The following is a 22,607-nucleotide window of genomic DNA, read 5'->3' on the forward strand; positions in this document are numbered from 1 at the left end:
GCGAGAACGGCATCGAGCCCGGCCGCAGTCCGCGGCCGGGCTCGTTCGTCACTCGCGCGTTCGTCGTCCGCTTGGTCGTTACCCGCTTGGTCGTTGCCCGCGCGTTCGTCGCTCGTTCGGTCGTTGCCCGCGCGTTCGTCGTTCGTTCGTCGGCGCGGGTCGCCGCCGGTGCGGCCCGCTCAGGTGGCCTCGGAGTCGAACGGCGGGCGCTCCCCGTAACCGAGGTCGTCCGGGCCGGTGGAGGAGTACGCCGGCTCCAGGCCGTCGAAGCGGCTCGCCGGCCGGTCGTCGTCGTTGTCCTCCAGCAGATGCTTGCGGACGAACGTCTTGGGGTGCAGGTCGGCGATGTCGAAGTCCTTGAACTCCGGGCCCAGGCCCTCCTGCAGATCTCGTTTGGCGCTGTCGGCCATGCCCCGCAACTGACGCAGCATCCGGCCGGCCTGACCGGCCACGGACGGCAGCCGGTCGCCGAAGATGACCAGGGCCAGTACGACGAGCACCAGCATCTCGCCGAGTCCGACGTCGAACACCCAACCTCCACATGACCCTGAGGGGCCGGACCTGCGGGTCCGGCCCCCTCAGAGTATCGGCAGCCCGGATCGTCCCGGAATGGGATGTCCCAGGTTGGTCCCTCGGCCGGCCGCTCAGTTGGCGGCGGCGAGGACCACCTCCACCGTCTGTTCCTTGCCGCCCCGCTGGAAGGTCACCTTGACCCTGGTGCCGGGCGCCTTGCTCTGGATGGCCGCCGACAGGTCCACCCGGTCCTCGATCGGCTTGCCGTCGATGGCGGTGATGACGTCACCGGGCTTGAGACCCGCCTTGTCGGCCGGGCCGTCGGGAACGATCGGCTGCACGCCGTTCTGCTCCCGCTCGGCGATGCGCACCCCGGGGCCGGGGAACGCCGGGTCCATGCCGATGCCGATCAGCGTCCGCTTGGCGGTGCCGGTGTTGATGATCTCCTGGGCGATCCGGCGGCCGTGGTTGATCGGGATGGCGAAGCCCAGGCCGATGTTGCCGCCCTGCTCGCCGAGCCCGCCGCCCAGGGTGACGATCGCGGTGTTGATGCCGATCACCCGGCCGTTGCCGTCCACCAGCGGGCCGCCGGAGTTGCCCGGGTTGATGGCCGCGTCGGTCTGGATCGCGGGGATCACCGAGGCGTCGGCGCCCTCGCCGCGGGTGGGCACCGCCCGGTTCAGCGCGCTGACGATCCCGGAGGTCACCGAGCCCTGCAGGCCCAGCGGCGAGCCGATGGCGATCACCGGGTCGCCCACCGCCAGGGAGTCGGAGTCCCCCATGGCCAGCGCCGGCAGGTTGTGGGTGGTGCGCGGCTTGAGCACCGCGATGTCGGAGGCCGGGTCGCGGCCCTGCACGTCGGCCGGCGAGGTCTTCTTGTCGTGGAAGACGATCTCGATCTGGCCGCCGCCCTCGGCGACCGAGGAGACCACGTGGTTGTTGGTGATGATGTAGCCGCCGTTGACGATGAAGCCGGTGCCGGCGCCGTTCTCCCCGCCGGACTGCACCCGGATCATGACCACGCTGGGAATGACCCGCTGGGCGATCCCGGCGACCGACTGCGGCGGCCGCTGCTTGACGGGCTCGGAGTCCCCGGGGCCACCCAGGCTGACGGCGGTGGGGTCGCCGGAGTCATCGGTGGCCATCACCCCGATGCCCGCACCGACGGCACCGGCCACCAGCGCGACGATCAGCGCGATGGCGGCCAGCACCCCGAGCGGGGGGCTGCCGCGGCGCGGCGCCGGCGGGGCCGGGACCGGCGCCCAGTTGGGCGCGCCGCCCGGACCGCCCGGACCGCCGAACGCCCCGCCCAGCGGTGCGGTGCCCGGAGGCGGCGGCGCGGTCGACAGCGGCGGGCCGGACGGAGGCGGCGGCCCCTGGTGCTGTGCGGGCGGCCAGCCGTACCGACCGGGCCCACCGGCGTCCTGGCCGTGCGGGACGAACCCGGGGCGCGGACGGCCGTCCGGCGGGAAGGGCCCGCCGGAGGGCTCCTGCCCGTACGGGGAGGGCTCCCGGTAGGGGGGCGGCTGCTCGTGCCCGGCCGCTTGGTCGGCCATCGGGTTGAACGGCGGCGCCTCCTGGTAGGGGGGCGGTGGCTGCCCGTACGGCTCGTACCGGGGCTCGGGCCCGGCCTCGTGGGCGCCGGCCGCCTGGTCCGCCCGGGGGTGCGGGGACACCAGCAGCTTGTCGGCGGGATCCCTGACCGGCGCGCCCGGGGTGTCGGGCGGCGCGAAGCCGGCGCCGGCGGGCGCCTCGTCGCGCGGCGCGCCGGCGGGCGGGCCGTCCTGCGGAAGGTCGTCCTGCGGAAGGTCGTCCTGGGGAAGGTCGGCGGGCGGGTCGTCCTGCGGGAGGTCGGCGCGCCGGTCGGCGGGCTCGGCCCGCTCGATGTCGTCGGCGGTCTGGGGCGCGGTGCCCTGGCCCTCGTCGTGCTGCCGGGCGGCGAAGCCGGGAACGATGTCGTCGTCCTCGCGCGGCGGATCGTCGACAGACCTGCGGCTGTCTTCCGTCATGTGCGCCATCTCTCCTAGCGGGCAAGTTCTCGTCGTCCGGGGCCATCGTGCCCGTCACGACATGTGATGAGCATAAGACCCGATCAGTTCCAGGGATTCGCCCATGTACCGATCCGCCGGACCCCTCGCCGCAGGCGTCCCCACAGGCCGGTGTCGGCCTGCGGCAACGCGGCCACCACCGTGTCGGAGGCGGCCCGGGGGGCGTCGGTAACGACCGTGTAGACATGACCGTCGGCGGCCCACACGGCCCAGCGCTGGCTGTCCTCGCGATGGAAGACCGCCCCCGAGCGGCGCCAGCCGGCCAGCCGCCGCTCGTCCAGCCGACCCCGCTGGACGAACACCGACACTGCCGCCAGCCCGTCGGAGTAGCCCAGGTGCAGCGTCCCGCCGTCGGCCGGGCCGGACCGCCGCACCTCGTTCAGCACGAACCCGCCGGGCAGGTCCTGCGGCACGGTCCAGCCCCGTCCGCGCAGCCCGGCGACCTCGGCGGCGCCCACCGCCGCCCACGGCGCGGCGCGCGAGGCGCCCGCCACCGCGGGGGTGCGGGGCTCGGCGATGCGCACGTCGGAGAAGCCGAGGGCGCTGACCACCCGGCCGCCGTCGTCCAGCAGTTCGCGGTGCAGCATGATCCCGGTCTCGGCGTCGATCCGGAACCGTCCGGCGGTGCCGCCGTCGGCGCGGCGGGCCTCGACGACGTGGGCCGCGCGCCCGCAGGCGTCGTCGTCGGCCGCCTGCACCACCGTGTAGTTGCGGGTCAGCAGGGCGAGCAGGGCGGGGGTGAAACCGGCCAGCCCACCGGTCGCGGTGACGTCGGCCGCTCCCCCGGTCGTCGAGGAGGCGTCCTGTACGAGGATGCCGTGCAGCGGGGTGACGGTGTCCGTCGCGTGCGCCACCTTCACAGCGGTCCTGGTATGTCCACCGCCGGTGAGCGTGGTGCGGATCTGGGTGCCCTCGTACGGGGTGCGGCGCGCGGCGGCGGCGGTCTCGCGCAGCAGTTCCAGGGCTTCGGGGTCGCTGTCGGCGCGGCGTCCCGCACCGGCGTTCCCGGCCAGCGTCCAGGCCAGCAGCAGGGCGGCGGCCAGCCCGCCCACCACCCAGGCGCTCCGCCCCCCGAACGGGCCGGACGGACCGAACGGGGTGGTCTGCGCGGAGGTCACGGGGCGGCCGGCGCGGACGGGGCCGGCGCGGGTGACATCTCCGTCATCGGGATGATCCCGTTGGTCAGCGCGTGCTCGGCCTCCAGCCGGTCGAACGCGGGGACCACGGAAGGCTGCTGCTCGGTCACGCCGCCCAGGGCGTAGGAGGCCGAGCCGAGGCCCAGCACCATGGCCGCCGCGCCCACCGCTAGGTAACGACGGGGGATGCGGCGCCGGACCGGCACCGCGGCGGCGCCTACCCGGACCGGCACACCGCCGTCACCGGCGAAGGGACGCGCGTGGCGCCGGCGCGTCGCGGCTGCTCGCATGGGCATCGGCGACGGCCCGCGAAGCGGCGGAACCCGCCGGGCACCCGGATGCGGGGGCCATGCCCCCGTCCCGCCCACGGGCGGACCGGACGCGTCACCGCTGCCGGGACGCTGCTCGCCCAGCGCGCGCAGCCGGTTCAGGAAGTCGTCGCCGGGCAGGTCCGGGGCGACTGCGGGATCCTGCGGGGGGCTCGCCAGCGCGCGCAGCCGGCCCTTGAGCCGGCGCATCGTGTCGGCCTCCTGCCGACACGCCCGGCAGACGGCCAGATGGGCGAGCGCGCGGTCGCGCTCGTCGTGATCCAGCTCGCCGTCGACCAGGGCGGTCAGACGCTCCCCCAGACAAGTCACGCGTTGTCCTCCATCAGGTCCCTCACCGGGCCTCCGGCGCCGCCAGGCGGCGCGGCGCGCGGTGCTCCAGGGCGGCCCGCAGCTGCGCCCGCCCCCGGTGGATCCGGCTGCGCACCGTGCCGAGCTTCACGCCCAGCGTGGCGGCGATCTCCTCGTAGGACAGCCCCTCGATGTCGCACAGCACCACGGCGGCACGGTACTCCGGCGCCAGCGCGTCCAGCGCCGCCTGCACGTCGGCGTCGAGGTTGCGGTCGTCGTACGCCTGCGCCGGAGTGGGCTCGCGGCCCTGCAGCCGGTCGGCGGCGTCGTCGGCGAGCCCCTCGAACCTGATGCGCTGCTTGCGGCGCGCCATGTCGAGGAACAGGTTGGTGGTGATGCGGTGCAGCCAGCCCTCGAAGGTGCCCGGCGTGTAGTTCGACAACGAGCGGAACACCCGGACGAAGACCTCCTGGGTGAGGTCCTCGGCGTCGTGCGGGTTACCGGTCAGCCGGTAGGCAAGGCGGTAGACGCGGGCCGAGTGCTCGCGGACGACCTCGTCCCACGACGGAGGCTCCCACCGGGCCTCCGGCACATGCTCGCGATCCAGAGCCGCTGCTCCCCCCTTCAACGCAAGTGCCGCCACGTTCATGGTCGCACCTCCGGCGCTCCGCCTCCCATGGCTGGGTCCTCTCTCACGACGAACATGCCGCGACGAGGCGACACGGTCACGCCTGGGCTGGGCGTTCGTGGACCGACTTCTCTTTGAACGCCGGGGCGCGCCGGTTAGTTCCCCGCCCGGTCCCACCGGCCGGCCGGGGTCCGCGGGGGCCCGCCGAGCCCCGTGGCAAAGGGAGGCCATGAACACGCGAGCGTTCCACCGGTCAGCGATATGGTCTTTCCCAGCAGACCAGGGGACTTAGGGAGGCGGCCATCGACGCGGTAAAAGCCACCCTGGCTTTCGTGGAGGACTACCTCCCCGAGGACGAGGCGCTGCTCGACGCCCGGCGGCTCGGCGAGGAGGTCGGCGCGGTGCCGATCGGCCCTGCCGGTGGGGCGGCCCTGCGCTTCCTGGCCGCCGTACTGGACGCCCGCACGGTGGTGGAGATCGGCTCCGGGTGCGGCGTGTCCGGGATCTGGCTGCTGCGCGGGATGCGCCCGGACGGCGTACTGACCAGCGTGGACTTGGAGCTGGCCAACCAGCGGCTGGCCAAGGAGGCCTACACGGCGGCGGGCTTCAGCTCCTCGCGCACCCGCATGATCGTGGGGCGTGCCCTGGACGTGCTACCCAGGCTCACCGACGGCGCCTACGACATGGTGTTCTGCGACGCCGCCAAGGAGGAGTACCCCGAGTACCTGGCCGCCGCACTGCGGCTGCTGCGTCCCGGCGGGGTGGTGGCCTTCGACAACGCGCTGTGGCACGACCGGGTCGCCGACCCAAACCGGCGCGACCCGGAGACCCTGGCGATCCGCGAGGTGGGGCGGCTGATCCGCGAGGACGAGCGGCTGGTACCGCTGCTGCTGCCGGTCGGCGACGGCCTGCTGTGCGCGCTCAAGCGCGGCTGACCGGCCGCCGGCTCCCCCGGCGGTCGGGATGCTGACGGTACGGGCACGGCCCTCCTGGTACCGGGCGGGCCGGGTGGCCTCCCCGCTGATCGCGTTCGGTGCGTCCGTGGCGTTCGTCACCGGCGGCGCGCGGGGCGGGACGGGGTTCGCCGCCATGGGGTTCCTAGTCCTGGGCGTGCTGGGGATCGCCTTCTTCGGCGCCGGGACGGTGCTGGCCGCCGGAAACCTGCTCGGCCGCCGCCCCGTGCTGGAACTGGACGAGCAGGGGGTGCGCCGGCCGGCCCCCTGGCCGCGCCGCCGCCGCCGGGACCGGGTGCTGCCCTGGCCGCAGGTCGAGGCGCTGTGCCTGGTCAGCCGGGGCGTCGCGGCGCGCGGCAGCCGGGTCCGCGACCACCTGGTCTTCCTGTCCAGCCCGCAGGCCGCCGAGCACGCCCGCACCGCCCCCAAGCCGCAGCTCGTCGCGCTCGTCCTCACCGACCTGCCCGGCGGGTCCGAGCACGCGCCCTGGCTGCTGATGGCCGACCCCGACTGGAACGTCCCGTTGAAGGACATCGTCGCCGAGGTCCGCCGGCATGGCGTCCCGATCATCGACCGCCGCCGCAAGTGACCGGCCGCCGGCCCTGCCCGCAAACGCGTCAGGGCCGAAGCGGAACAGCCCGCGGAACCCGCGGCCGGCCGCTCCCGGCTTGCCCGAACGCCGGCCCGGCTTGCCAGAGCCCGGCGGACGGGCCGCCGACGATCCGGAGCAACCCGTCCCGGCGGGTCGTGGGGTCCGCTAGTTCTGGGCGATGAGCCAGTTGAGCAGGAGGCGGGCGCCGTAGCCGGTGGCCCCCTTGGTGATCTCGGCGTCGTCCGCGGTGGCGCGGCCGGGTCCGGCCACGTCCAGGTGCGCCCAGGGGCGCTTGCCGGCGAACTCGCGCAGGAACAGGGCGGCCATGATGGCACCGCCGCCGAAGCCCCGGCGCTCGATGTTGGCCACGTCCGCCACCTCGGACTCGATCGCCACCCGGTAGTCGTCGACCAGTGGCATCCGCCACACCGGCTCCCCGGCGGCGGTGCCCGCCCCGGTGAGCCCCTCGGCCAGCGCGTCGTCGGTGGCGAACAGCGCGGCGTGCCGCAGCCCCAGCGCCACCTTGGCCGCGCCGGTCAGGGTGGCCACGTCCACCACCGCGTCCGGCTCCAGGACGGCGTCGGCGTAGGCCAGCGCGTCGGCCAGCACTAGCCGGCCCTCGGCGTCGGTGTTGAGCACCTCCGAGGTCCGGCCGCCGTAGTGGGTGATCACGTCGCTGGGCCGCATGGCGCTGCCGGAGGGCATGTTCTCGGCCGCCGCCACCAACCCGGTCACCCTGGCCCGCACGCCCAGCGCCGGCAGTGCGGCCAGCACCGCCATGACCACGCCGCCGGCGGCCATGTCGGTCTTCATGGTCTTCATGTTGTCGTTGGGCTTGAGCGACAGCCCACCGCTGTCGAAGGTGATGCCCTTGCCGACCAGCACCAGGTGCCGGTCGGCTCCGCCCTCGGGCTCGTAGGTCAGCTCGATGAGGCGGGGCGGGCGCACCGATCCGGCGCCGACCGCGATCAGCCCGCCGAAGCCCTCCTCGCGCAGCGCGCCCTCGTCACGGATCCGCACACCCAGCCCGGACCGCTCGGCGAGCTCGGCCGCGCGGTCGGCCAGCCAGGCCGGACTCTTGTCCACCGAGGGGGTGTTGGCCAGGTCGCGGGCCAGCGCGGCCGCCTCCGCGATGACCGTGCCGCGCTCAACGGCGGCCCGGTCGGCGCCGAGCACCGTGATGGTGCCGACCGACCGTCTGCGGGGCGCCTCGCCGATCCAGAACTCGTACGACCCCAGCAGCGCGCCCTCGGCGAACGCGGCCGCGTCGCCCTCGGGGGCCAGCACGACCAGCCCGTCGCGGCCCTTGGCACGGCGGGCCAGCGCGGCACCCGCCCGGCGCAGCGCGCCCGGCGACCCGTCGCCGACCCCGTACAGCAGCAGCTCGCCGGTGCCGTCGCCGAGCCGCAGGGGGCAGGCCACCACCTCGCCCGGCTCGCCCTTGGCGTCGTGAAAGGCCAGCAGGTCGGCCGGGTCCAGCGGCGGTGCGACGCCGAGATCGGCGCCGTGGACCTCGGGGCCCGGCCGGACCGGGACGGCCACCAGCTCGGCCCCGTTGTCCAGCGCGACACGGCCCACCGGACGGGCGTCCGGTTCCGTGCGGATCCGGGTGTGGATCGGCATTGGTCCCCCTGAGTCATTGCCGGTGTACCCGCGGCGCCGTGACGACGGTGGTCCCGACGCCGGGACCACCCACCGCGAATCGTCAGATTTTGAGCCGTACCGGGCCGGGCGACCACGGTGCGGCTCCAGCGGAGCGAGGATCGCCCGACCCGCGTCGGGAGGGGTCAGGCCATCGCACGGCGAAGCGAGGAGTGCCTGACGGCCTGCGGGATCCGGGGGCGTCCCCGGGCCGGCAGGTCAGCCGACGACGTTCTTCAGAGCGTCGCCCAGCTCGCTGGCCTCTTCAGCGGAGAGCTCGACGACGAGGCGTCCGCCACCCTCCAGCGGGACGCGCATCACGATGCCGCGCCCCTCCTTCGTCACTTCGAGCGGACCGTCACCCGTCCGCGGCTTCATCGCCGCCATGCGTGCATCCCCTTCCTGCCTAGGGCCGCGTGCCGGACATCCTTGGCCGCGTGGCCGCCGTTCGCATCCGCACCATCAGTAGTGGTCCATTATCTCGTCTTCCGGCCGCGAAGTGGTAACGATCAGCATCCAGATCGCCTGGCGGACCGGTCCGCGAGGCCTGCCGCACGCTGTTCGGCCTGGTAGCGGGCATGGTCGGCGGTGCCCGGCAGTCCGATGATCCGGCAGGTGGGCGCCCGTGGCCGCCCGGGACGGGGTGACTCTCGGTGTGGCGATGGTCACGCCATCGTCACCGACGGCACCAGTCCACGTGGGTAGGGCTCAAAGTAGGTCTGGGCGAGCAGGTAGGCGCAGCCCTCGCCGCGGGCGTGGTGGCGCAGCAGGGCCATCGGCACGCCGAGCGGCACCGTCCCCTGGCGGTACTCCTCGATGGCGGTGACGATGTCGTGGCGGCGGGCGTCGTCGAGCCGTTCGCTCATCGGGCCGAACACGTGCAGCAGCGCGTTGACGTGCCTGCCCCGCCGGGGACGGACGGCCAGCGCGGCGGCGAACAGCTCGGCGTACCCGGCCTCGACCCGCGTTCTCGGGGCCGACCCGGCCTCCGCCACCACCCGTCCCAGCCGCCGGTAACGGTCCGGGTCGTGGGCGAGGAGCTGCAGCTTGTGCCTGGTGTGGAAGGCCACCAGGTCGCGCGGCCGCCAGTCGCCGGCCAGCAGCGCGCGCAGCCGGGCGCGGGCGAAGATCCGCTCGACGAAGTGCGCGCGCAGCACGTCGTCGTGCAGCCGCCCCTCCTCCTCCACCGGCAGCAGCGGCAGCCGCTCGGTCAGCCGTTCGGCAAAGACGCCCCGGCCGCGGCGGTCGGCCGGCTGCCCCTTGCGGTAGCGGGGGATGCCGCGCAGCCCGCAGCTCGGCGAGCGGGCCTTGAGCACCCAGCCGTCCACCCCGGCCAGCTCTTCGGCGCGCCGGTCGGCCAGCGCCCGCATCGCCTCGGTGTGGTCGGCGTCCCCCTCCCGGGTGACCAGGCGGACCTCACCGCTGTCGGTGACCAGCCGCAGCGTGGGCCGGGGGGCGCCCAGCCCGATCTCGATCTCCGGGCAGACCGGCCTCCAGTCGACGTACCGGTCGAGCTCCTCGGCCAGGAAGCGGTCGCGGCTGTGCCCGCCGTTGTAGCGGACGGGCGCGCCCAGCAGGCAACTGGACACCGCGACCAGCGGCCGTACGTGCTCCATGCCTCCTCCAGCCGGTCACGCCATCGCACCGGCGTTCTCGGCGGCCTCGTCCACCGGTTCATCGCCGTGCTGGAGGACATCACACCCAAAAGCGCACAAAATGACGTTTCTACGGGCGTAGCGCCGTGTAGGCGCCCCTTCGGTGACAGTCGGCGAGATGGTCGTCCACCAACCCGCACGCCTGCATGAGGGCATAGGCGGTCGTGGGGCCCACGAACGTGAACCCGTGCTTCTTGAGCTCCTTGGCCAGAGCCCGGGAGCCGGCGGTCGAAGCGGGCACGTCCGCGGTGGTGCGGGGCGCGGGGGCGTCGTGGTCGGCGTGGCGCCACACCAGCGCGGCCAGCCCGCCGGGCAGGTCCAGGGCCGCGCGGGCGTTGGCGACGGCCGCCTCGATCTTGGCGCGGTTGCGGACGATCGCGGTGTCCGCCAGCAGCCGCGCGACGTCCTCGGGGCCGAATCCGGCCACCTCGGCCATGTCGAAGCCCTTGAAGGCCGCGCGGAAGCCCTCCCGCTTGCGCAGGATGGTGATCCACGACAGCCCCGACTGGAACGCCTCCAGGCACAGCCGCTCGTACAGCCCCTGGTCGTCGGTGACCGGGCGGCCCCACTCCTCGTCGTGGTAGGCGACGTAGTCCGGCGTCGACAGAGCCCAGGGGCAGCGGCCCAGCCCGTCCGCACCGACCACCGCCGCGCTCATGACGGCCCCCCGGCGCCGGAGCGGCTCGCGCCTCCTCCGGCTCCGGCCAGCCGGACCAGACGGCGCAGGCCCAGCCGCATGAACCAGCGGACCGGCGGCCCGACCAGCAGCCAGCCGGCCCGTCCCAGCGGACCCAGCGGCAGGTCCAGCCGTTCGGCCCACAGCACGGTGCTGCCGCCGCCGGGCAGCGGGCCGGTCTCGAACCACGCCTCGCCGCGCACCAGCCGGCCGGTGTGCCGTACGGCCACCCGGCGGCCCGGCACCCACTCGGTGATCACCATGGTGTCCAGGAAGCCCACCGGGCCGACGCCCGTCCACCCCCGTACGGAGGCGCCGACCTCATGGCCGCCCTCGGCACGGGTGAATGGCATCCACTCGGCATGCCGGGGCCAGTCGGTGAGCACCTCGAAGACCCGGTCGGCCGGGACACAGGAGGAGACGTCGGCGCTCACCGACACCGTGCTCATCCCGCCTCCTTGCCCGGGGCGCCCGGCAGGTCGCCGGCGTGCCGCCCCACGAGGTCGTCGTCCTGGGCGGGCTCGGCGGACTCGGCGGACTCGGCGGCGGGCTCGCCGTCGTCCGGGTCGTCGTGCCGGTCGCCGGCGGGTGCCTCCTCCCACGGGACCGGCTGCGGGTCGTCCCAGGGCCCGGGGTCGTCGTGCCGGGCGGGGCGATAGTGCAGTTCGGCGAGCTGAGCCTCCAGTGCGGCCACCCGAGCGTCGCGCTCGCTCAGCGCGTAGGCCAGCCGGTGCAGCACCTCGTCGGTGACGTCCACCTGGTAGCCCCAGATGCCGTGCGGCAGGCGCAGCAGCGCCACGTCGGTGCCGGTCAGCCGGCGCCCCGTCGGCATCCGCAGCGGCGGGTGGTCGGCGTGTACCTCGGTCAGCTCCCCTCCCCGGCCCATGGCGAGGACGACGACCGCCGCCAGGACGGCCAAGCCGGCCAGGGCGAGGACCACAAGCACGATCTTGCTCCCCTCAGTTCGGGCTCCCCACCACGATCGTGCCACGATCTCAGGCATGGAGTTGCGGCTTGGGTCCCGGGTCTTCGGCGCGGGGGACTTCGCGATCTGGCTTTCCGGCGGCGCCGAGCGCCCTCCGGAGCACACGGACGTCCCGGAACGGGCGGACATCCCTGAGGGGGCGGACGTCCCGGAGCCAGTGAACGTTCCGGAATGGGCGGACGTTCCGGGGCCGGGGGACGTCCCCGAGGGGGTGGACATCGTCACGGCCACGGGTGGCGGTCCAGTGGCGGCCAGCCTGGTCGTCGCGCAGTTCGCGCCCGTACCGGGCGATGCGGGCGGTAGGGCGGCGCTGCTGGTGGGCGACGAGCTGGCGGAGACGGCCGCGGCCACCGGTGCGGGGCTGGTGTGCCGCGACCCGCAGCGGGCACTGACGGCCGGGGTGCGGGCAGACGGCATTGTTGTGGACGCCGGGCCGCGGCCCCCGGCCCAGCGGGTGGCGGAGCTGACGAAGGACGGGCTCGCCGTCATGGTGAGCCTTGACGACGAGCCCGTCGGAGAGGACACGGGCCTGCTGGCCGCGGTCTCGATCTACGCGTGGCTGGGTGTGCGGGTGTTCCGGGTGGCCGCGCCGGACGTGGCACCCGTACGCCAGGTGCTGGACATGGTCGCCTCCATCGCAGGGACCCGTCCCCCCGCCCTAACCCGGCGCGGCCTGGCCTAGACAGTGGCCTGGCCTAAACGGACGTGGCGTCAGGGACCGCCCCGGTCCCCGACGCCCCGTGCCCCCGTCAGTCCTCCACCAGCTTGTGCCAGGGACCGGTGATGGCGAAGGTCACGCCCGGCGACTGGCGGTTGGCGAACAGGATGCGGCCGTCCGGGGAGAAGGTCACCCCGGCGAACTCGCTGCCGTTGAAGGCATTGCGGGCGAACGCGAACGGCTCGCCCTTGCGGGTGGTGCCGACCAGGAACTGCTCGCCGTCGCCGTCCTCGGCCAGGATCACGCCGCCGCCGTACGGGGAAACGGTGATGTTGTCCGGCCCGTCGAACTTCCCGCCCGGCTTGAAGACCAGTTCCAGCTCCAGGATCTGGCTGCGCGGGTCGTAGCGCCACACCTGCCCGGCGTGGTCACCGGCCGCACCGGCGCCGCGCTCGGCGTAGCTGGCCACGAAGTAGCACACGCCCCGGCCCCACCAGGCGCCCTCCAGCTTCTGGCTACGGGTGATCTTGCCGTTCTCGAACTGCTTGCGGGTCGAGGTGGTGACCGCCTCGGGGTCGGGCACCTTCACCCACTCGACGCGGAACTTGGCGCCGGCCTCGTCCACCGCCGCCAGGTCGGGCAGACCCGGCACGTACATGGCCTCCAGCGTCCCGCCCGCCTGGTAGGCGTGGTAGACGCCGCGGCGGATGTTGGGGGTGAAGCGGTAGAACAGGCCGAACGGCCCGCCGGCGTCCTCGGTCAGGTAGGCCACGTGGGTCTGCGGGTCGACCGCGACGGCCTCGTGCGCGAACCGGCCCATCGCCTTGATCGGCTCGGGCTTGGTGGCCCGGCCCCACGGGTCGACCTCGAAGACCCAGCCGTGGGACTTGGTCTGGGCACCGAAGCCCTCGGTCTCCTCACAGGTCAGCCAGGTGTGCCAGGGGGTCTTGCCACCGGCGCAGTTGGTGGCGGTGCCGGCCAGGCTGACGCGGTGGCCGACCAGGTTGCCGTCGAGGTCCACCTCCAGCGTGGTGGTGCCCCCGAACGCGGCCGGGTCGTAGGTCAGTTCGGCGGGCGCGACCGTCTTGGTCCCGCTGCCGCCCTGCTCGTGGTTGCGCACCAGCAGCCAGTTGCCCGAGTGGCGGTCCTTGAACGTGGACATGCCGTCGTGCGCGCCGGGGACCACCACGCCCGGGGCGATGGGGTCGCCCACCGCCGAGAACGCCTTGTAGGAGAAGCCCTCGGGCAGGTCCAGCACGCCCTTGGGGTCCGGAACGAGCGGGCCGTAGCCGGCGCCGGTGTCGGCGGCGGCCGAGGTCCGGAAGACGGTGTCCAGGCTGCCGGCCAGCGCGATGGACAGCGCTCCGGCGGTCCCGCCCTTCATGAGGCCGCGGCGAGAAACGGACATGTGTGCTCCTTTGCATGAAACTCAGTCATGTGGAGCGTTCCGGGTGGCCGTGAACCGGGCGTGAACGGCCTGTTGACCACTCATGATCATGCCGTTGACGTCGCAGCCCTCCGCGCCGGCCAGACCCCGCGGCCCCCGCCTCCGGCGGCACGGAGACGGGCGGAGGCGAGGTGGGGCGAGCCCTCCGTCAGCGGAGGGCGGGGCCCGGCCGGCCGGCGCGGCTCACGGCTCGGCCTCGGCGTAGTCCTCGGCGGTCGGCTGGATGCGGACCGGGGCGCCCTCCAGCAGGTCGAAGGCTTCGGTGACCGAGCCGGTCCAGCCGATCGCGTCGAAGATCTTCGGGCGGGTGAAGCCCTGGTCGGACAGCTTGACCATCAGCTCGCGCAGCGGGTCGTACACCCCGTACGGGTCCAGGATCACCAGGGGCTTGTCGTGCATGCCCAGCACCCGGCCGGTCCAGATCTCGAACAGCTCCTCCAGGGTGCCGATCCCGCCGGGCAGCACTAGGAAGGCGTCCGAGCGCCGGTCCATCTCCCCCTTACGGGAGCGCATGTCGGGCGTGACGATCAGCTCGTCGTTGTCCTCGTCGGAGATCTCCACGCTGACCAGCGCCTGCGGGATGACCCCGATGGTGCGGGCGCCCCCGGCGCGGGCGGCGCGGGCCACCGCGCCCATGCACGACACCTGGGCGCCGCCGCTGACCAGGGTGTGGCCGCGGCGGGCGAGCTCGGCGCCCGCCTGCCCGGCCAGCTCCAGGTAACGCCGGTCGATCCGGCTGCTGGAGGCGCAGAACACGCAGACGGCCAGGCCCATCAGCTGCCGGCCTCGTCGGCGGCCGCACGGACGGCGGCCTCCTCCTCCAGCCGCCGCTGCGCCTCGGCGTGCGCCTCCTGGATCACCCGGACCACCTCGGCCGGGTCGTCGGTCAGGTGGACCAGCTCCAGGTCCGAGGGGTGGATCTTGCCGGCCGGCAGCATCACGTTCTTGATCCACTCCAGCAGGCCGCCCCAGAAGGCGGTGCCCACCAGCACGATCGGGAACCGGGTGATCTTGCCGGTCTGCACCAGGGTGATCGCCTCGAACAGCTCGTCCATGGTGCCGAACCCGCCGGGCAGCACCACGAACGCCTGCGAGTACTTGACGAACATGGTCTTGCGGACGAAGAAGTAGCGGAACTCCAGGCCGATGTCGACGTGGTCGTTCATCCGCTGCTCGAACGGCAGCTCGATGCCGAGCCCGACCGACACCCCGCCGGCCTTGACGGCGCCCAGGTTGCCGGCCTCCATGATCCCCGGGCCGCCGCCGGTGATCACCGCGTAGCCGGCCTCGACCAGCCGGGTGCCGATCTCCACGCCCAGCCGGTACTCCTCGGAGTCGGGGTCGGTGCGGGCCGAGCCGAACACGCTGACCGCCTTGCCCAGCTCGGCCAGCAGCCCGAAGCCCTCCACGAACTCCGCCTGGATGCGTAGCACGCGCCAGGGATCGGCGTGCAGCCAGTCCACCGGGCCCCTGCTGTCGAGCAGTCGCTGGTCGGTCGTGCTGTGCGGAATGGCCTTGCCCCGCAGCATCGCGGGCCCCTGCCGGTACGTGCGCTGGTCGTCCTCGGAATCCATGGCCTTCACGGTAGCCCGGTACCCGGCGGGTTTTCAGACCATTATCGGCCGGGGAGCGTCCTGTTCGGCCCGTGCCGTCCCTGCCCGGACGAGGAGGCCGGCCAGCAGCGCGCCGGCCAGGGCGATCCCGGCCGCGATCAGCATGGCCAGCCGGTATCCCTCGTTCAGGGCGACCACCGGCACCCGCTCACCGGCCGCGAGCACGTCCTGGGTACGGGCGGTGGCGGCGGCGACCACCAGCGCCAGGCCGAGCGAGCCGCCGACCTGCTGGGCGGTGTTGATCAGACCCGAGGCCAGCCCCGCCTCCTCGGGCCGGACCCCGCTCGTCGCGGCGATCGTGACCGACACGAACGCCAGGCCGCCGCCCAGACCCATCACGACGGACGGCCCGAGCACGTCGGTCGTGAAGCCGCCGTCGGCCGACATCCGGGAGAACCAGCCCAGCCCGGCGGCCACCAGCGTCAGCCCGGCCGCCAGCGGGACGGCGTACCCGAACCGGGTGACCAGCTGGGAGCCCACGGACGCGGCGGCGGCGAGGGCCACCGCGACCGGCAGCCCGCCCAGGCCCGCCCGGACCGGCTCGTACCCGAGCACCTGCTGCAGGTAGAAGGTCATGAGGAAGAACATCGGGAACATCGCCATGGTGGTCAGTGCGGCCAGGACGTTGGCGGCGCGCAGCGTGCCCCGCCGGAAGATCCGCAGCGGCACCAGCGGGTGCGCCGAGCGGGCCTCGACCGCGACGAACACGGCGATCAGCACCGCCGCGGCGGCGCACAGGCCCAGGGTCCGGGGCGAGCCCCAGCCGGCGTCGGCCGAGTCCACCAGCGCGTACACCAGCAGCGTCAGCCCGGCCGTCACGGTGACCGCGCCGGCGAGGTCGAAGCCGCGCGCCCGCTGCCGGGCGTCCCGTCCGGCCGGCAGCAGCCGGGGGGCCAGCGCGATGACGACCGCGCCGACCGGCACGTTCACGTACAGCGTGGCCTGCCAGCCGAGCCACTCGGTGAGCACGCCGCCCAGGATCGAACCGGCGGCGCCGCCCGCCCCGGCGAGCGCGCCGAAGACGCCCAGCGCCCGGTTGCGGTCCGGGCCGGGCTCGAAGATCGTCATGACCAGGGACAGCGCCGCCGGGGCCACCAGCGCGGCACCGGCGCCCTGCGCCGCCCGCGCCAGCACCAGCATGGTCGCGTTCACCGACAGCGCCCCGGCCAGCGAGGCCGCCGTGAACAGGCCCAGGCCGAGCGCGAACACGCGGCGGCGCCCGGTCAGGTCGGCGACGCGTCCGCCGAGCAGCAGCAGCCCGCCGAACGTCAGCGTGTAGGCGTTGGCCACCCAGGACAGGTCCTCGGGCGCGAACCCCAGGTCGGGGCCGATGGAGGGCAGCGCCACGCCCACGATCGAGGCGTCCAGGATCAGCACGAACTGCGTCACCGCCAGCAGCGCCAGGGCCGACCAGCGGGAGGGGACAACGGACACGGTCACATCCTAACTGGAACTTGAATTCCGATTCCGTTTGATGGCCGGGACGATACGGAATGCGGATTCCGCTTGTCAATCCGGGTCTAGACTTGACATCGATGGCCGAGCCGACTCTCACCTCGAGCACCCCCGGCGAGCGTCCGCTGCGCGCCGACGCCCGCCGCAACCGCGAGCGCGTGCTGGCCGCCGCGCGCGCCGCCTTCGCCCAGGAGGGCGAGGAGGTGCAGATGGAGGCCATCGCCAAGCGCGCCGGGGTGGGCGTCGGCACCGTCTACCGGCACTTCCCCACCAAGCGGGCGCTGCTGGACACCCTGCGCAGGCAGTGGCTGGCCGACGGTGCCGCCCACGCCACCCTGGCGCTGTCCCATGTCGAGCCCGCCAAGGCACTGACCGTCTTCGTGCGCCGCGCGGCCGACCTGCTGGCCCGCGACCGGGGCATCCGTGAGGCGTTCGAGCGGCTGGATCGGGGGTCCGGCGAGACCGTGTGGTCCCCCGAGTTCGAGGGCTACCGGACGGGTGTCGCCCGGCTCCTCGACCGTGCCCACGAGGCCGGCGTCCTCCGGGAGGAGATCGACCTCAGCCGCTTCCTGGCCCTGCTGTCCGGCGTCGGCGCCGCGGTCGGCAACGGCCTCGATCCCCGGCTCGCCGCCGACGTGCTGCTCCAGGGGATCCGTCCGCCCGCGCCATGAACCTCTGACCCATGGCCCCACGCTCGCAGGCGTGGGCGACATCCCTATGTCGGTGTTTTGAGCATTCCTCGAACGCCGGGCCGCCGCGATCGAGCGGGAGGTGGCCGACCGCGGCCCGGGTCTGATGCCAGGCGGCGCGATCGAGGAGCGATGTCCCGGCCGGTCAGGCGTTCAGGAGGTGAGCCAGGTCCGCATCCGCTGCTCGCAGTCGTGGATGCGGGGAATCCGCACGTACTCGTCCCTGGTGTGCGACAGCGGCGGGTCGCCCGGCCCGTAGTTGACCGCCGGAACGCCCAGCGCGGAAAAGCGGGCCACGTCGGTCCAGCCGAGCTTGGCCCGGGGCGTGCCGCCGACCGCCGCGACAAAGTCGGCCGCCGCCGGATGGGTCAGGCCCGGGCGCGCCGACTCGGCCGCGTCCACCACCTTCACCTCGAACGCCACGAACAGCTCGCGCAGGTACGTCTCCGCATCGGCCTGCGTCTTGTCCGGCGCGAACCGGTAGTTGACGGTGACGACGCACTCGTCGGGGATCACGTTGCCCGCCACCCCGCCGCGGACGAACACCGCGTTCAGCCCCTCGTGGTACTCCAGCCCGTCCACCACCGGCTTACGCGGCTCGTAGGCCCGCAGGATGTCGAGGATCTGCCCCGCCTTGTGGATGGCGTTGGAGCCCATCCACGCCCGCGCGCTGTGGGCCCGTTCCCCCCGTGCCGTCACCTCGACGCGCATGGTGCCCTGGCAGCCGCCCTCGATGGCGGCGTCGGTGGGCTCCATCAGGACCGCGAAGTCGCCGGCCAGCAGCTCGGGGCGCGAGACGGCCAGCCTGGCCAGCCCGTTGCGGGCGGCCTCGACCTCCTCGCACTCGTAGAACAGGTACGTCACATCCCGCGTCGGCTCGGGCACGGTGGCGGCCAGCTTCAGCATCACCGCCAGCCCGCTCTTCATGTCGCTGGTGCCGCACCCGTAGAGCCGGTCGCCCTCCACCCTGGACGGGAGGTTCCCGTTCACCGGCACCGTGTCCAGGTGCCCCGCGATCACGACGCGCTCCGAACGCCCCAGGGACGTCCGGGCGATCACCGCGTCCCCGTCCCGCTCGACGCTCAGATGCGGCAACGGCCGCAACGCCTCCTCGACGGCGTCGGCGAGGTCCTTCTCCGATCCGCTCACCGACTCGACATCGACGATCGCCGCCGTCAGCTCCGCCACGTCCGCGCCAAGGTCCAGCCTCATGACACCCGACCATACCGACGCGCCCGCATCCCCTGTGTGACGCCGGTCGCACCACAGCAACGGAAGTCGGTGCCCGAAGAGCCGAAGGGCGACCGGGAGGACCCACTCCAACCGGGCCGGGCGGCCGCCAGACCACCGGCCCGGTGCCGCAGGACCCCGGTCAGGCGTTGGCGCCGTGTTCGCGGAGGATCTCGTTGAGGGCGAGCTTGTCGTGCTGCTGGCCCTCCTCCAGGCGCTTGAGGACGAGCAGGCACTGCATACCGAACTCGCCGCCCGGGAACTTCTTGGGCCGGGTGCCGCTGACGCACACCGACCAGGCGGGGGCCTCGCCGCGCGGGAGCTCCTCGCCGGTCTCGACGTCGTATACGCGGGTGGTCTTGGTCAGGATGGCGCCGGCGCCGAGCTTGGCGCCCCGGCGGACCCGGGCGCCGTCCACGACCATGCAGCGCGAGCCCACGAAGGCGTCGTCCTCCACCACGACCGGGACGGCGTTCGGCGGCTCCAGCACGCCGCCGATGCCGACGCCGCCGGACAGGTGGACGTTCTTGCCGATCTGCGCGCAGGAGCCGACCGTGGCCCAGGTGTCGACCATGGTGCCGCTGTCGACGTAGGCGCCGATGTTGGTGAACGAGGGCATCAGCACGACGCCCGGGGCCAGGTAGGCGCCCCAGCGGGCGATGGCGCCGGGCACGACGCGCACGCCGTCCAGGCGGGTCTTGAGCGGAATCCGGTCGTGGTGGTGGAAGTCGCCGACCTGGGCGCGCACCATGCCGAGGACCTTGAAGCTCAGCAGGATCGCCCGCTTGGCCCGCTCGTCGACGACGACCTCGTCGGTGGCCGGGTCGACGAAGGCGACGCGCGCCTGGCCGGTGTCGATCTGATCCACGGCGGCGACGATCGCCGCGCGGGCGTCGGCGTCGTCGGGGCTGAGCTGGTCACGCCGCTCCCACAGCTCGTCGATGAGACCGGGGATCGGGCTGGTGAACGTATCGGTCATGACACGTGAGCTTAGTGGTGGCCATCTGCCGGTACGGTCTTGGTGTGCGGGGTTGGGAATGGCGGCGTCGGCGCCCGGTTGTGGTCCTGCTCGTGATCGTGGTGGCGCTGGGTGCCGGCGGTTATGTGGTGTGGTCGTACGTCCGGCCTTACCTGCACGGCTCCAACTGTGAGGTGGCCGCGGTCGAGAGGACGGTGCCGCTGGACCTGGAGCAGGCCGCCAACGCGGCGACCATCGCGGGCGTGGCGTTCCGCAAGTCGCTGCCCGAGCGGGCGGTGGTGATCGCCTACGCGACCGCGATCCAGGAGTCGCACATCCGCAACCTGCCCGGCGGCGACCGCGACTCGGTGGGGATCTTCCAGCAGCGCCCGTCGCAGGGCTGGGGGCGGGTCGACCAGTTGCGCGACCCGGTCTACGCGACCAGCAAGTTCTTCGACTCGCTGGTGAAGGTCAAGGACTACCTGGACCGGGACCTGCACGACGCGGCGCAGCAGGTGCAGCGCAGTGCCGACGGCCGGGCCTACGCCCCGCACGAGGACCGGGCCAAGCAACTGGCCGAGGCGTACACCGGGCGGCGCCCGGCCGCGGTGCGCTGCTGGTTCTCCCCCAGCAAGCGGACCGAGCCGCGGCGGGAGGAGGCCGTCCGCGCCCTGCACCAAACGTTCGGCACCAGCAGGCTCCCGGTGACCAGGGACGGCGACCGGCACACGGTGAAGGTGCCCACGCGGCGTACCGGCTGGGCGGTGGCGTCCTGGGCGGTCTCCCACGCCCAGGGCTACGGCCTGTCGGAGGTCCGCTACGCCGGCTACCGCTGGAAGTCCGAGGCGGGCCACGACGGCTGGACCGAGGACGGGCACGCCCCCGCCGACCACGTCGCCATCCGCTGATCCCTGCGGAGCCGGACGTACCGGCACGGGTTCCTGGTGATGTATCCCGCCGCCCGGCGGCGGTCAACGTCCCTGGTGGCTCAAGCCTGTTCCAGGGCTTCCCCGAAGTCGTGGACGGCTTGGTCGCTGCGGTCGCCGGCCAGCAGGTGCCCTAGGCCGATGACGGCCGCGACGGGCCAATCGATCACTCCCGCCATGGCGAGGAGGCCGACACCTCCGATGAAGGCGAGCTGATTGCGCGGTGGGAGCTTGACGGTGCCCACCACGGGCAGCTCCAAGCGCGTGGCACCGTGCTCTCTGGAGCGGGCCGCAGCGCGCCGCCAGCTCCCGGGCTCGAAAGCGGCCTGCGAACGCCCCCCTCTACCGGTCGGCACTCCGCGGACCGGGGTGCCCTTCGTCTGCTTGTGGGTCGCGGTCGTCATGGAACCACCACCCCTCTCCTGCTACGGCTCCTGTCCCCGACCCACCGCGCGTTCCCCCGTCCAGCACCGCTATGTCACAACTTCGGCAAAGCCGAACTCCCCGCCGACGTAGCCTTCGCCGTAGGGGTCTATCGGCTCCGTCTGTCACTCCGGGTGGTCGTTCGCCCCGCCGTCCAGGGCTTCCTTGGGTGGGGTGTAGAGGATCTCGCGGGCCTGTTCCGCGGCGCGGGCGAGGCTTTCGCCGACGAAGTCGAGGTAGCGGGCGATGTTCTCGAGGCGGACCGCGGCCGGGGTGTCGGGGCCGAGCACGTCGGCGCCCTGCCGGGCGACCTCGACCTGCCTGGTGATGTCCCGGACGCTGGCCATCATCGACTGGTAGTAGAGGTCGCCGTCGACGACGTAGCGCTCGCGGCGGCGTTCGTCGCGTTCCCGGCGGACGAGGGTGTGCCTCTCCAGGAAGGCGATCGCTTTGGAGATGGACGCCGGGCTGACCTGGAGGCGCTGGACGAGCTCGGCGGCGGTGAGGCTGCCGGAGTCGGTGGTGTAGAGGCAGACCAGCACCCGCGCCATCATCTTGGGCACGCCTGAGGCTATGAGGACGTCTGTGAACGTCTCCTCGTACTCACGGAGGGCCTCGGCGTCGTGTCCGTGCGGCCGGGGGGCCGACTGCGCACCTCGGGACGAGGCAGGCCGGCGCCGCTGGGCGCGCCGTTCGGTGGCGCGGTGGGCCAGGTCGGCGCGGTAGCCGGTGGGGCCGCCGTTGCGCATCACCTCACGCGTGACCGTCGAGGTCGGCCGGTCGAGACCTCTGGCTATCTCCGCGTAGGCGAGCCCATCCGCCAGCCCCAAGGCGATCTGCCGGCGTTCGGCGTGGGTGAGCCTGCCCCCTGGCATCGCGCTCTCCTTCGTGCGTCCGTGATGCCCCAAGCATAGCGTTCACCCCTTGCGATTGCAACGAATCCAGTGCTGTATGTTGCGTTAAGTCATCATCCATTGCAACGATCTTATCGTCACTACCTGCATAGATGTGACTTTTATGCAACGAGAGCGTTGTGAGATTCTTGAACGCAACGTAGCGTTTCCGGTGTTCGAAACAACGAGTCGCAGGAGAGCACGATGCAGAAGTTCGACACCCCCGCCCCGATCTCGGCCGTCCTGGACATCCCCGCGGGGCGCGTGCGGTTCATCGCCGCCGACCGGGCCGACACCGTGGTCGAGGTCCTGCCCGCGAACGCCGCCAAGGGCCGCGACGTGAAGGCCGCGGAGCAGACCAAGGTCGAATACGCCGACGGCGTCCTGCGGATCGAGACTTCGGCGAAGAACCAGTACCTGGGCCCCTCCGGATCCATCGAGGTGACGGTCCGGTTGCCGGCCGGTTCCCGGGTCGAGGGGAAGGCGGCCTGCACCGAACTCCGGGTCGTCGGCCGCCTCGGTGACGTCGTCTTCGAAGGCGCGTACCACCAGATCAAGCTGGACGAGGCCGCGAGCGTCCGCCTCACTGCGATCGACGGCGACGTCGAGGTCGGCCGGCTGGGCGGCCCCGCGGAGATCAGCACCCACAGGGGCGACATCCGGATCGCCGAGGCCGTGCGCGGCAAGGTCGTGCTCCGCACCCGGTCCGGCGACATCTCGGTCGGCGCCGCCGCCGGCGTCTCGGCCTCCCTGGACGCCGGCACCGGCTACGGCCGCATCACCAACGCCCTCAAGAACGACGGCACCGCCGGACTCGACATCCACGCCACCACCTCCCAGGGCGACATCGCCGCCCGCAGCCTCTAAAAGG

Annotated in this window: 25 protein-coding genes; 6 read left to right on the forward strand and 19 right to left on the reverse strand. The window is 73.3% G+C overall.

Annotated elements, in window-relative coordinates:
* Window positions 1–179: 179 nt before the first annotated feature.
* From C4U03_RS13600 to sigE, 5 genes are all read right to left on the reverse strand, one after another.
* The gene (locus tag C4U03_RS13600; protein WP_103938111.1) at window positions 180–530 is read right to left on the reverse strand and encodes a sec-independent translocase; all 351 of its coding nucleotides are present in this window, start codon (window positions 528–530) and stop codon (window positions 180–182) included.
* A gap of 114 nt (window positions 531–644) precedes the next feature.
* Window positions 645–2,522: a trypsin-like peptidase domain-containing protein gene (locus C4U03_RS13605; RefSeq protein WP_103938503.1), complete on the reverse strand. Its 1,878-nt coding sequence runs from the start codon at window positions 2,520–2,522 to the stop codon at window positions 645–647.
* Between the two features lie 83 nt (window positions 2,523–2,605).
* Entirely contained in the window at window positions 2,606–3,679 is a 1,074-nt protein-coding gene (locus C4U03_RS13610) for a MucB/RseB C-terminal domain-containing protein (RefSeq protein WP_103938112.1), read from the reverse strand.
* Complete coding sequence (locus tag C4U03_RS13615) at window positions 3,676–4,335, reverse strand: anti-sigma factor family protein (protein ID WP_103938113.1); 660 nt, start codon at window positions 4,333–4,335, stop codon at window positions 3,676–3,678. Before C4U03_RS13615 ends, C4U03_RS13610 begins: the two co-directional genes overlap by 4 nt.
* Before the next feature lie 22 nt (window positions 4,336–4,357).
* A complete protein-coding gene (sigE, locus tag C4U03_RS13620; protein ID WP_235017844.1) occupies window positions 4,358–4,963 on the reverse strand; it encodes an RNA polymerase sigma factor SigE in 606 nt (201 codons plus the stop codon).
* Between the two features lie 311 nt (window positions 4,964–5,274).
* On the opposite strand from sigE, the gene C4U03_RS13625 reads away from it, so the two are divergent.
* Both C4U03_RS13625 and C4U03_RS13630 read left to right on the forward strand, forming a co-directional pair.
* Complete coding sequence (locus tag C4U03_RS13625) at window positions 5,275–5,877, forward strand: O-methyltransferase (protein ID WP_103938114.1); 603 nt, start codon at window positions 5,275–5,277, stop codon at window positions 5,875–5,877.
* Between the two features lie 28 nt (window positions 5,878–5,905).
* On the forward strand, window positions 5,906–6,484 hold the full coding sequence (locus C4U03_RS13630; protein ID WP_103938115.1) for a hypothetical protein: 579 nt from the start codon (window positions 5,906–5,908) through the stop codon (window positions 6,482–6,484).
* Between the two features lie 168 nt (window positions 6,485–6,652).
* Here the strand turns inward: C4U03_RS13630 and C4U03_RS13635 are convergent, their stop codons facing one another.
* From C4U03_RS13635 to C4U03_RS13660, 6 genes are all read right to left on the reverse strand, one after another.
* Window positions 6,653–8,110, reverse strand: a complete 1,458-nt coding sequence (locus tag C4U03_RS13635) for a leucyl aminopeptidase family protein (protein ID WP_103938116.1) — start codon at window positions 8,108–8,110, stop codon at window positions 6,653–6,655.
* A gap of 237 nt (window positions 8,111–8,347) precedes the next feature.
* Entirely contained in the window at window positions 8,348–8,515 is a 168-nt protein-coding gene (locus C4U03_RS13640) for a DUF3117 domain-containing protein (protein WP_103938117.1), read from the reverse strand.
* A gap of 278 nt (window positions 8,516–8,793) precedes the next feature.
* The gene (locus tag C4U03_RS13645; RefSeq protein ID WP_103938118.1) at window positions 8,794–9,744 is read right to left on the reverse strand and encodes a YbgA family protein; all 951 of its coding nucleotides are present in this window, start codon (window positions 9,742–9,744) and stop codon (window positions 8,794–8,796) included.
* A 109-nt stretch (window positions 9,745–9,853) separates the two neighbouring features.
* The gene (locus C4U03_RS13650) at window positions 9,854–10,441 is read right to left on the reverse strand and encodes a DNA-3-methyladenine glycosylase I (RefSeq protein WP_103938119.1); all 588 of its coding nucleotides are present in this window, start codon (window positions 10,439–10,441) and stop codon (window positions 9,854–9,856) included.
* On the reverse strand, window positions 10,438–10,908 hold the full coding sequence (locus C4U03_RS13655; RefSeq protein ID WP_103938120.1) for an SRPBCC family protein: 471 nt from the start codon (window positions 10,906–10,908) through the stop codon (window positions 10,438–10,440). Before C4U03_RS13655 ends, C4U03_RS13650 begins: the two co-directional genes overlap by 4 nt.
* A complete protein-coding gene (locus tag C4U03_RS13660) occupies window positions 10,905–11,405 on the reverse strand; it encodes a hypothetical protein (protein ID WP_146087363.1) in 501 nt (166 codons plus the stop codon). Before C4U03_RS13660 ends, C4U03_RS13655 begins: the two co-directional genes overlap by 4 nt.
* 55 nt (window positions 11,406–11,460) lie before the next feature.
* Between C4U03_RS13660 and C4U03_RS13665 the strand changes: the two genes are divergently transcribed.
* Complete coding sequence (locus tag C4U03_RS13665; protein ID WP_103938122.1) at window positions 11,461–12,126, forward strand: hypothetical protein; 666 nt, start codon at window positions 11,461–11,463, stop codon at window positions 12,124–12,126.
* Between the two features lie 67 nt (window positions 12,127–12,193).
* Here C4U03_RS13665 and C4U03_RS13670 read toward each other — a convergent pair whose 3' ends face one another.
* From C4U03_RS13670 to C4U03_RS13685, 4 genes are all read right to left on the reverse strand, one after another.
* A complete protein-coding gene (locus C4U03_RS13670; protein WP_103938123.1) occupies window positions 12,194–13,510 on the reverse strand; it encodes an alkaline phosphatase PhoX in 1,317 nt (438 codons plus the stop codon).
* A 222-nt stretch (window positions 13,511–13,732) separates the two neighbouring features.
* Window positions 13,733–14,323 carry an LOG family protein gene (locus tag C4U03_RS13675; protein WP_103938124.1) on the reverse strand — a complete coding sequence of 197 codons (591 nt, stop codon included), beginning with the start codon at window positions 14,321–14,323 and terminating at the stop codon, window positions 13,733–13,735.
* Window positions 14,323–15,123, reverse strand: a complete 801-nt coding sequence (locus tag C4U03_RS13680; protein WP_103938125.1) for an LOG family protein — start codon at window positions 15,121–15,123, stop codon at window positions 14,323–14,325. Before C4U03_RS13680 ends, C4U03_RS13675 begins: the two co-directional genes overlap by 1 nt.
* A gap of 33 nt (window positions 15,124–15,156) precedes the next feature.
* Window positions 15,157–16,596: a DHA2 family efflux MFS transporter permease subunit gene (locus C4U03_RS13685; protein ID WP_103938505.1), complete on the reverse strand. Its 1,440-nt coding sequence runs from the start codon at window positions 16,594–16,596 to the stop codon at window positions 15,157–15,159.
* A 101-nt stretch (window positions 16,597–16,697) separates the two neighbouring features.
* Here C4U03_RS13685 and C4U03_RS13690 point away from each other — a divergent pair, with 101 nt between their 5' ends.
* Complete coding sequence (locus C4U03_RS13690) at window positions 16,698–17,288, forward strand: TetR/AcrR family transcriptional regulator (protein ID WP_160146978.1); 591 nt, start codon at window positions 16,698–16,700, stop codon at window positions 17,286–17,288.
* A 171-nt stretch (window positions 17,289–17,459) separates the two neighbouring features.
* On the opposite strand, the gene dapE is transcribed toward C4U03_RS13690, so the two are convergent.
* Together dapE and C4U03_RS13700 are read right to left on the reverse strand one after the other, a co-directional pair.
* Complete coding sequence (gene dapE / locus C4U03_RS13695) at window positions 17,460–18,518, reverse strand: succinyl-diaminopimelate desuccinylase (protein ID WP_103938127.1); 1,059 nt, start codon at window positions 18,516–18,518, stop codon at window positions 17,460–17,462.
* A 160-nt stretch (window positions 18,519–18,678) separates the two neighbouring features.
* Complete coding sequence (locus C4U03_RS13700; RefSeq protein WP_103938128.1) at window positions 18,679–19,515, reverse strand: 2,3,4,5-tetrahydropyridine-2,6-dicarboxylate N-succinyltransferase; 837 nt, start codon at window positions 19,513–19,515, stop codon at window positions 18,679–18,681.
* A 44-nt stretch (window positions 19,516–19,559) separates the two neighbouring features.
* Between C4U03_RS13700 and C4U03_RS13705 the strand changes: the two genes are divergently transcribed.
* Window positions 19,560–20,402 carry a hypothetical protein gene (locus C4U03_RS13705; RefSeq protein WP_103938129.1) on the forward strand — a complete coding sequence of 281 codons (843 nt, stop codon included), beginning with the start codon at window positions 19,560–19,562 and terminating at the stop codon, window positions 20,400–20,402.
* Window positions 20,403–20,482: 80 nt separating this feature from the next.
* On the opposite strand, the gene C4U03_RS13710 is transcribed toward C4U03_RS13705, so the two are convergent.
* Both C4U03_RS13710 and C4U03_RS13715 read right to left on the reverse strand, forming a co-directional pair.
* On the reverse strand, window positions 20,483–20,680 hold the full coding sequence (locus C4U03_RS13710) for a hypothetical protein (RefSeq protein WP_103938506.1): 198 nt from the start codon (window positions 20,678–20,680) through the stop codon (window positions 20,483–20,485).
* Between the two features lie 288 nt (window positions 20,681–20,968).
* Window positions 20,969–21,718 carry a helix-turn-helix domain-containing protein gene (locus C4U03_RS13715; protein ID WP_103938130.1) on the reverse strand — a complete coding sequence of 250 codons (750 nt, stop codon included), beginning with the start codon at window positions 21,716–21,718 and terminating at the stop codon, window positions 20,969–20,971.
* A gap of 222 nt (window positions 21,719–21,940) precedes the next feature.
* On the opposite strand from C4U03_RS13715, the gene C4U03_RS13720 reads away from it, so the two are divergent.
* Window positions 21,941–22,603: a DUF4097 family beta strand repeat-containing protein gene (locus tag C4U03_RS13720; RefSeq protein WP_103938131.1), complete on the forward strand. Its 663-nt coding sequence runs from the start codon at window positions 21,941–21,943 to the stop codon at window positions 22,601–22,603.
* Window positions 22,604–22,607 lie beyond the last annotated feature (4 nt).

Source organism: Thermomonospora echinospora, from assembly GCF_900108175.1.
Taxonomy (GTDB): Bacteria; Actinomycetota; Actinomycetes; order Streptosporangiales; family Streptosporangiaceae; genus Thermomonospora; species Thermomonospora echinospora.

What these genes read in the sequence shown, in the direction of transcription:
- C4U03_RS13650 (WP_103938119.1), bottom strand. Translation starts at nt 10,441, where the DNA reads ATGAGCGCGGCGGTGGTCGGTGCGGACGGGCTGGGCCGCTGCCCCTGG.
- C4U03_RS13645 (WP_103938118.1), bottom strand. Translation starts at nt 9,744, where the DNA reads ATGGAGCACGTACGGCCGCTGGTCGCGGTGTCCAGTTGCCTGCTGGGC.
- C4U03_RS13670 (WP_103938123.1), bottom strand. Translation starts at nt 13,510, where the DNA reads ATGTCCGTTTCTCGCCGCGGCCTCATGAAGGGCGGGACCGCCGGAGCG.
- C4U03_RS13700 (WP_103938128.1), bottom strand. Translation starts at nt 19,515, where the DNA reads ATGACCGATACGTTCACCAGCCCGATCCCCGGTCTCATCGACGAGCTG.
- C4U03_RS13630 (WP_103938115.1), top strand. Translation starts at nt 5,906, where the DNA reads ATGCTGACGGTACGGGCACGGCCCTCCTGGTACCGGGCGGGCCGGGTG.
- C4U03_RS13665 (WP_103938122.1), top strand. Translation starts at nt 11,461, where the DNA reads ATGGAGTTGCGGCTTGGGTCCCGGGTCTTCGGCGCGGGGGACTTCGCG.
- C4U03_RS13640 (WP_103938117.1), bottom strand. Translation starts at nt 8,515, where the DNA reads ATGGCGGCGATGAAGCCGCGGACGGGTGACGGTCCGCTCGAAGTGACG.
- C4U03_RS13690 (WP_160146978.1), top strand. Translation starts at nt 16,698, where the DNA reads ATGGCCGAGCCGACTCTCACCTCGAGCACCCCCGGCGAGCGTCCGCTG.
- C4U03_RS13655 (WP_103938120.1), bottom strand. Translation starts at nt 10,908, where the DNA reads ATGAGCACGGTGTCGGTGAGCGCCGACGTCTCCTCCTGTGTCCCGGCC.
- sigE (WP_235017844.1), bottom strand. Translation starts at nt 4,963, where the DNA reads ATGAACGTGGCGGCACTTGCGTTGAAGGGGGGAGCAGCGGCTCTGGAT.
- C4U03_RS13720 (WP_103938131.1), top strand. Translation starts at nt 21,941, where the DNA reads ATGCAGAAGTTCGACACCCCCGCCCCGATCTCGGCCGTCCTGGACATC.
- C4U03_RS13715 (WP_103938130.1), bottom strand. Translation starts at nt 21,718, where the DNA reads ATGCCAGGGGGCAGGCTCACCCACGCCGAACGCCGGCAGATCGCCTTG.
- C4U03_RS13635 (WP_103938116.1), bottom strand. Translation starts at nt 8,110, where the DNA reads ATGCCGATCCACACCCGGATCCGCACGGAACCGGACGCCCGTCCGGTG.
- dapE (WP_103938127.1), bottom strand. Translation starts at nt 18,518, where the DNA reads ATGAGGCTGGACCTTGGCGCGGACGTGGCGGAGCTGACGGCGGCGATC.
- C4U03_RS13605 (WP_103938503.1), bottom strand. Translation starts at nt 2,522, where the DNA reads ATGACGGAAGACAGCCGCAGGTCTGTCGACGATCCGCCGCGCGAGGAC.
- C4U03_RS13675 (WP_103938124.1), bottom strand. Translation starts at nt 14,323, where the DNA reads ATGGGCCTGGCCGTCTGCGTGTTCTGCGCCTCCAGCAGCCGGATCGAC.
- C4U03_RS13680 (WP_103938125.1), bottom strand. Translation starts at nt 15,123, where the DNA reads ATGGATTCCGAGGACGACCAGCGCACGTACCGGCAGGGGCCCGCGATG.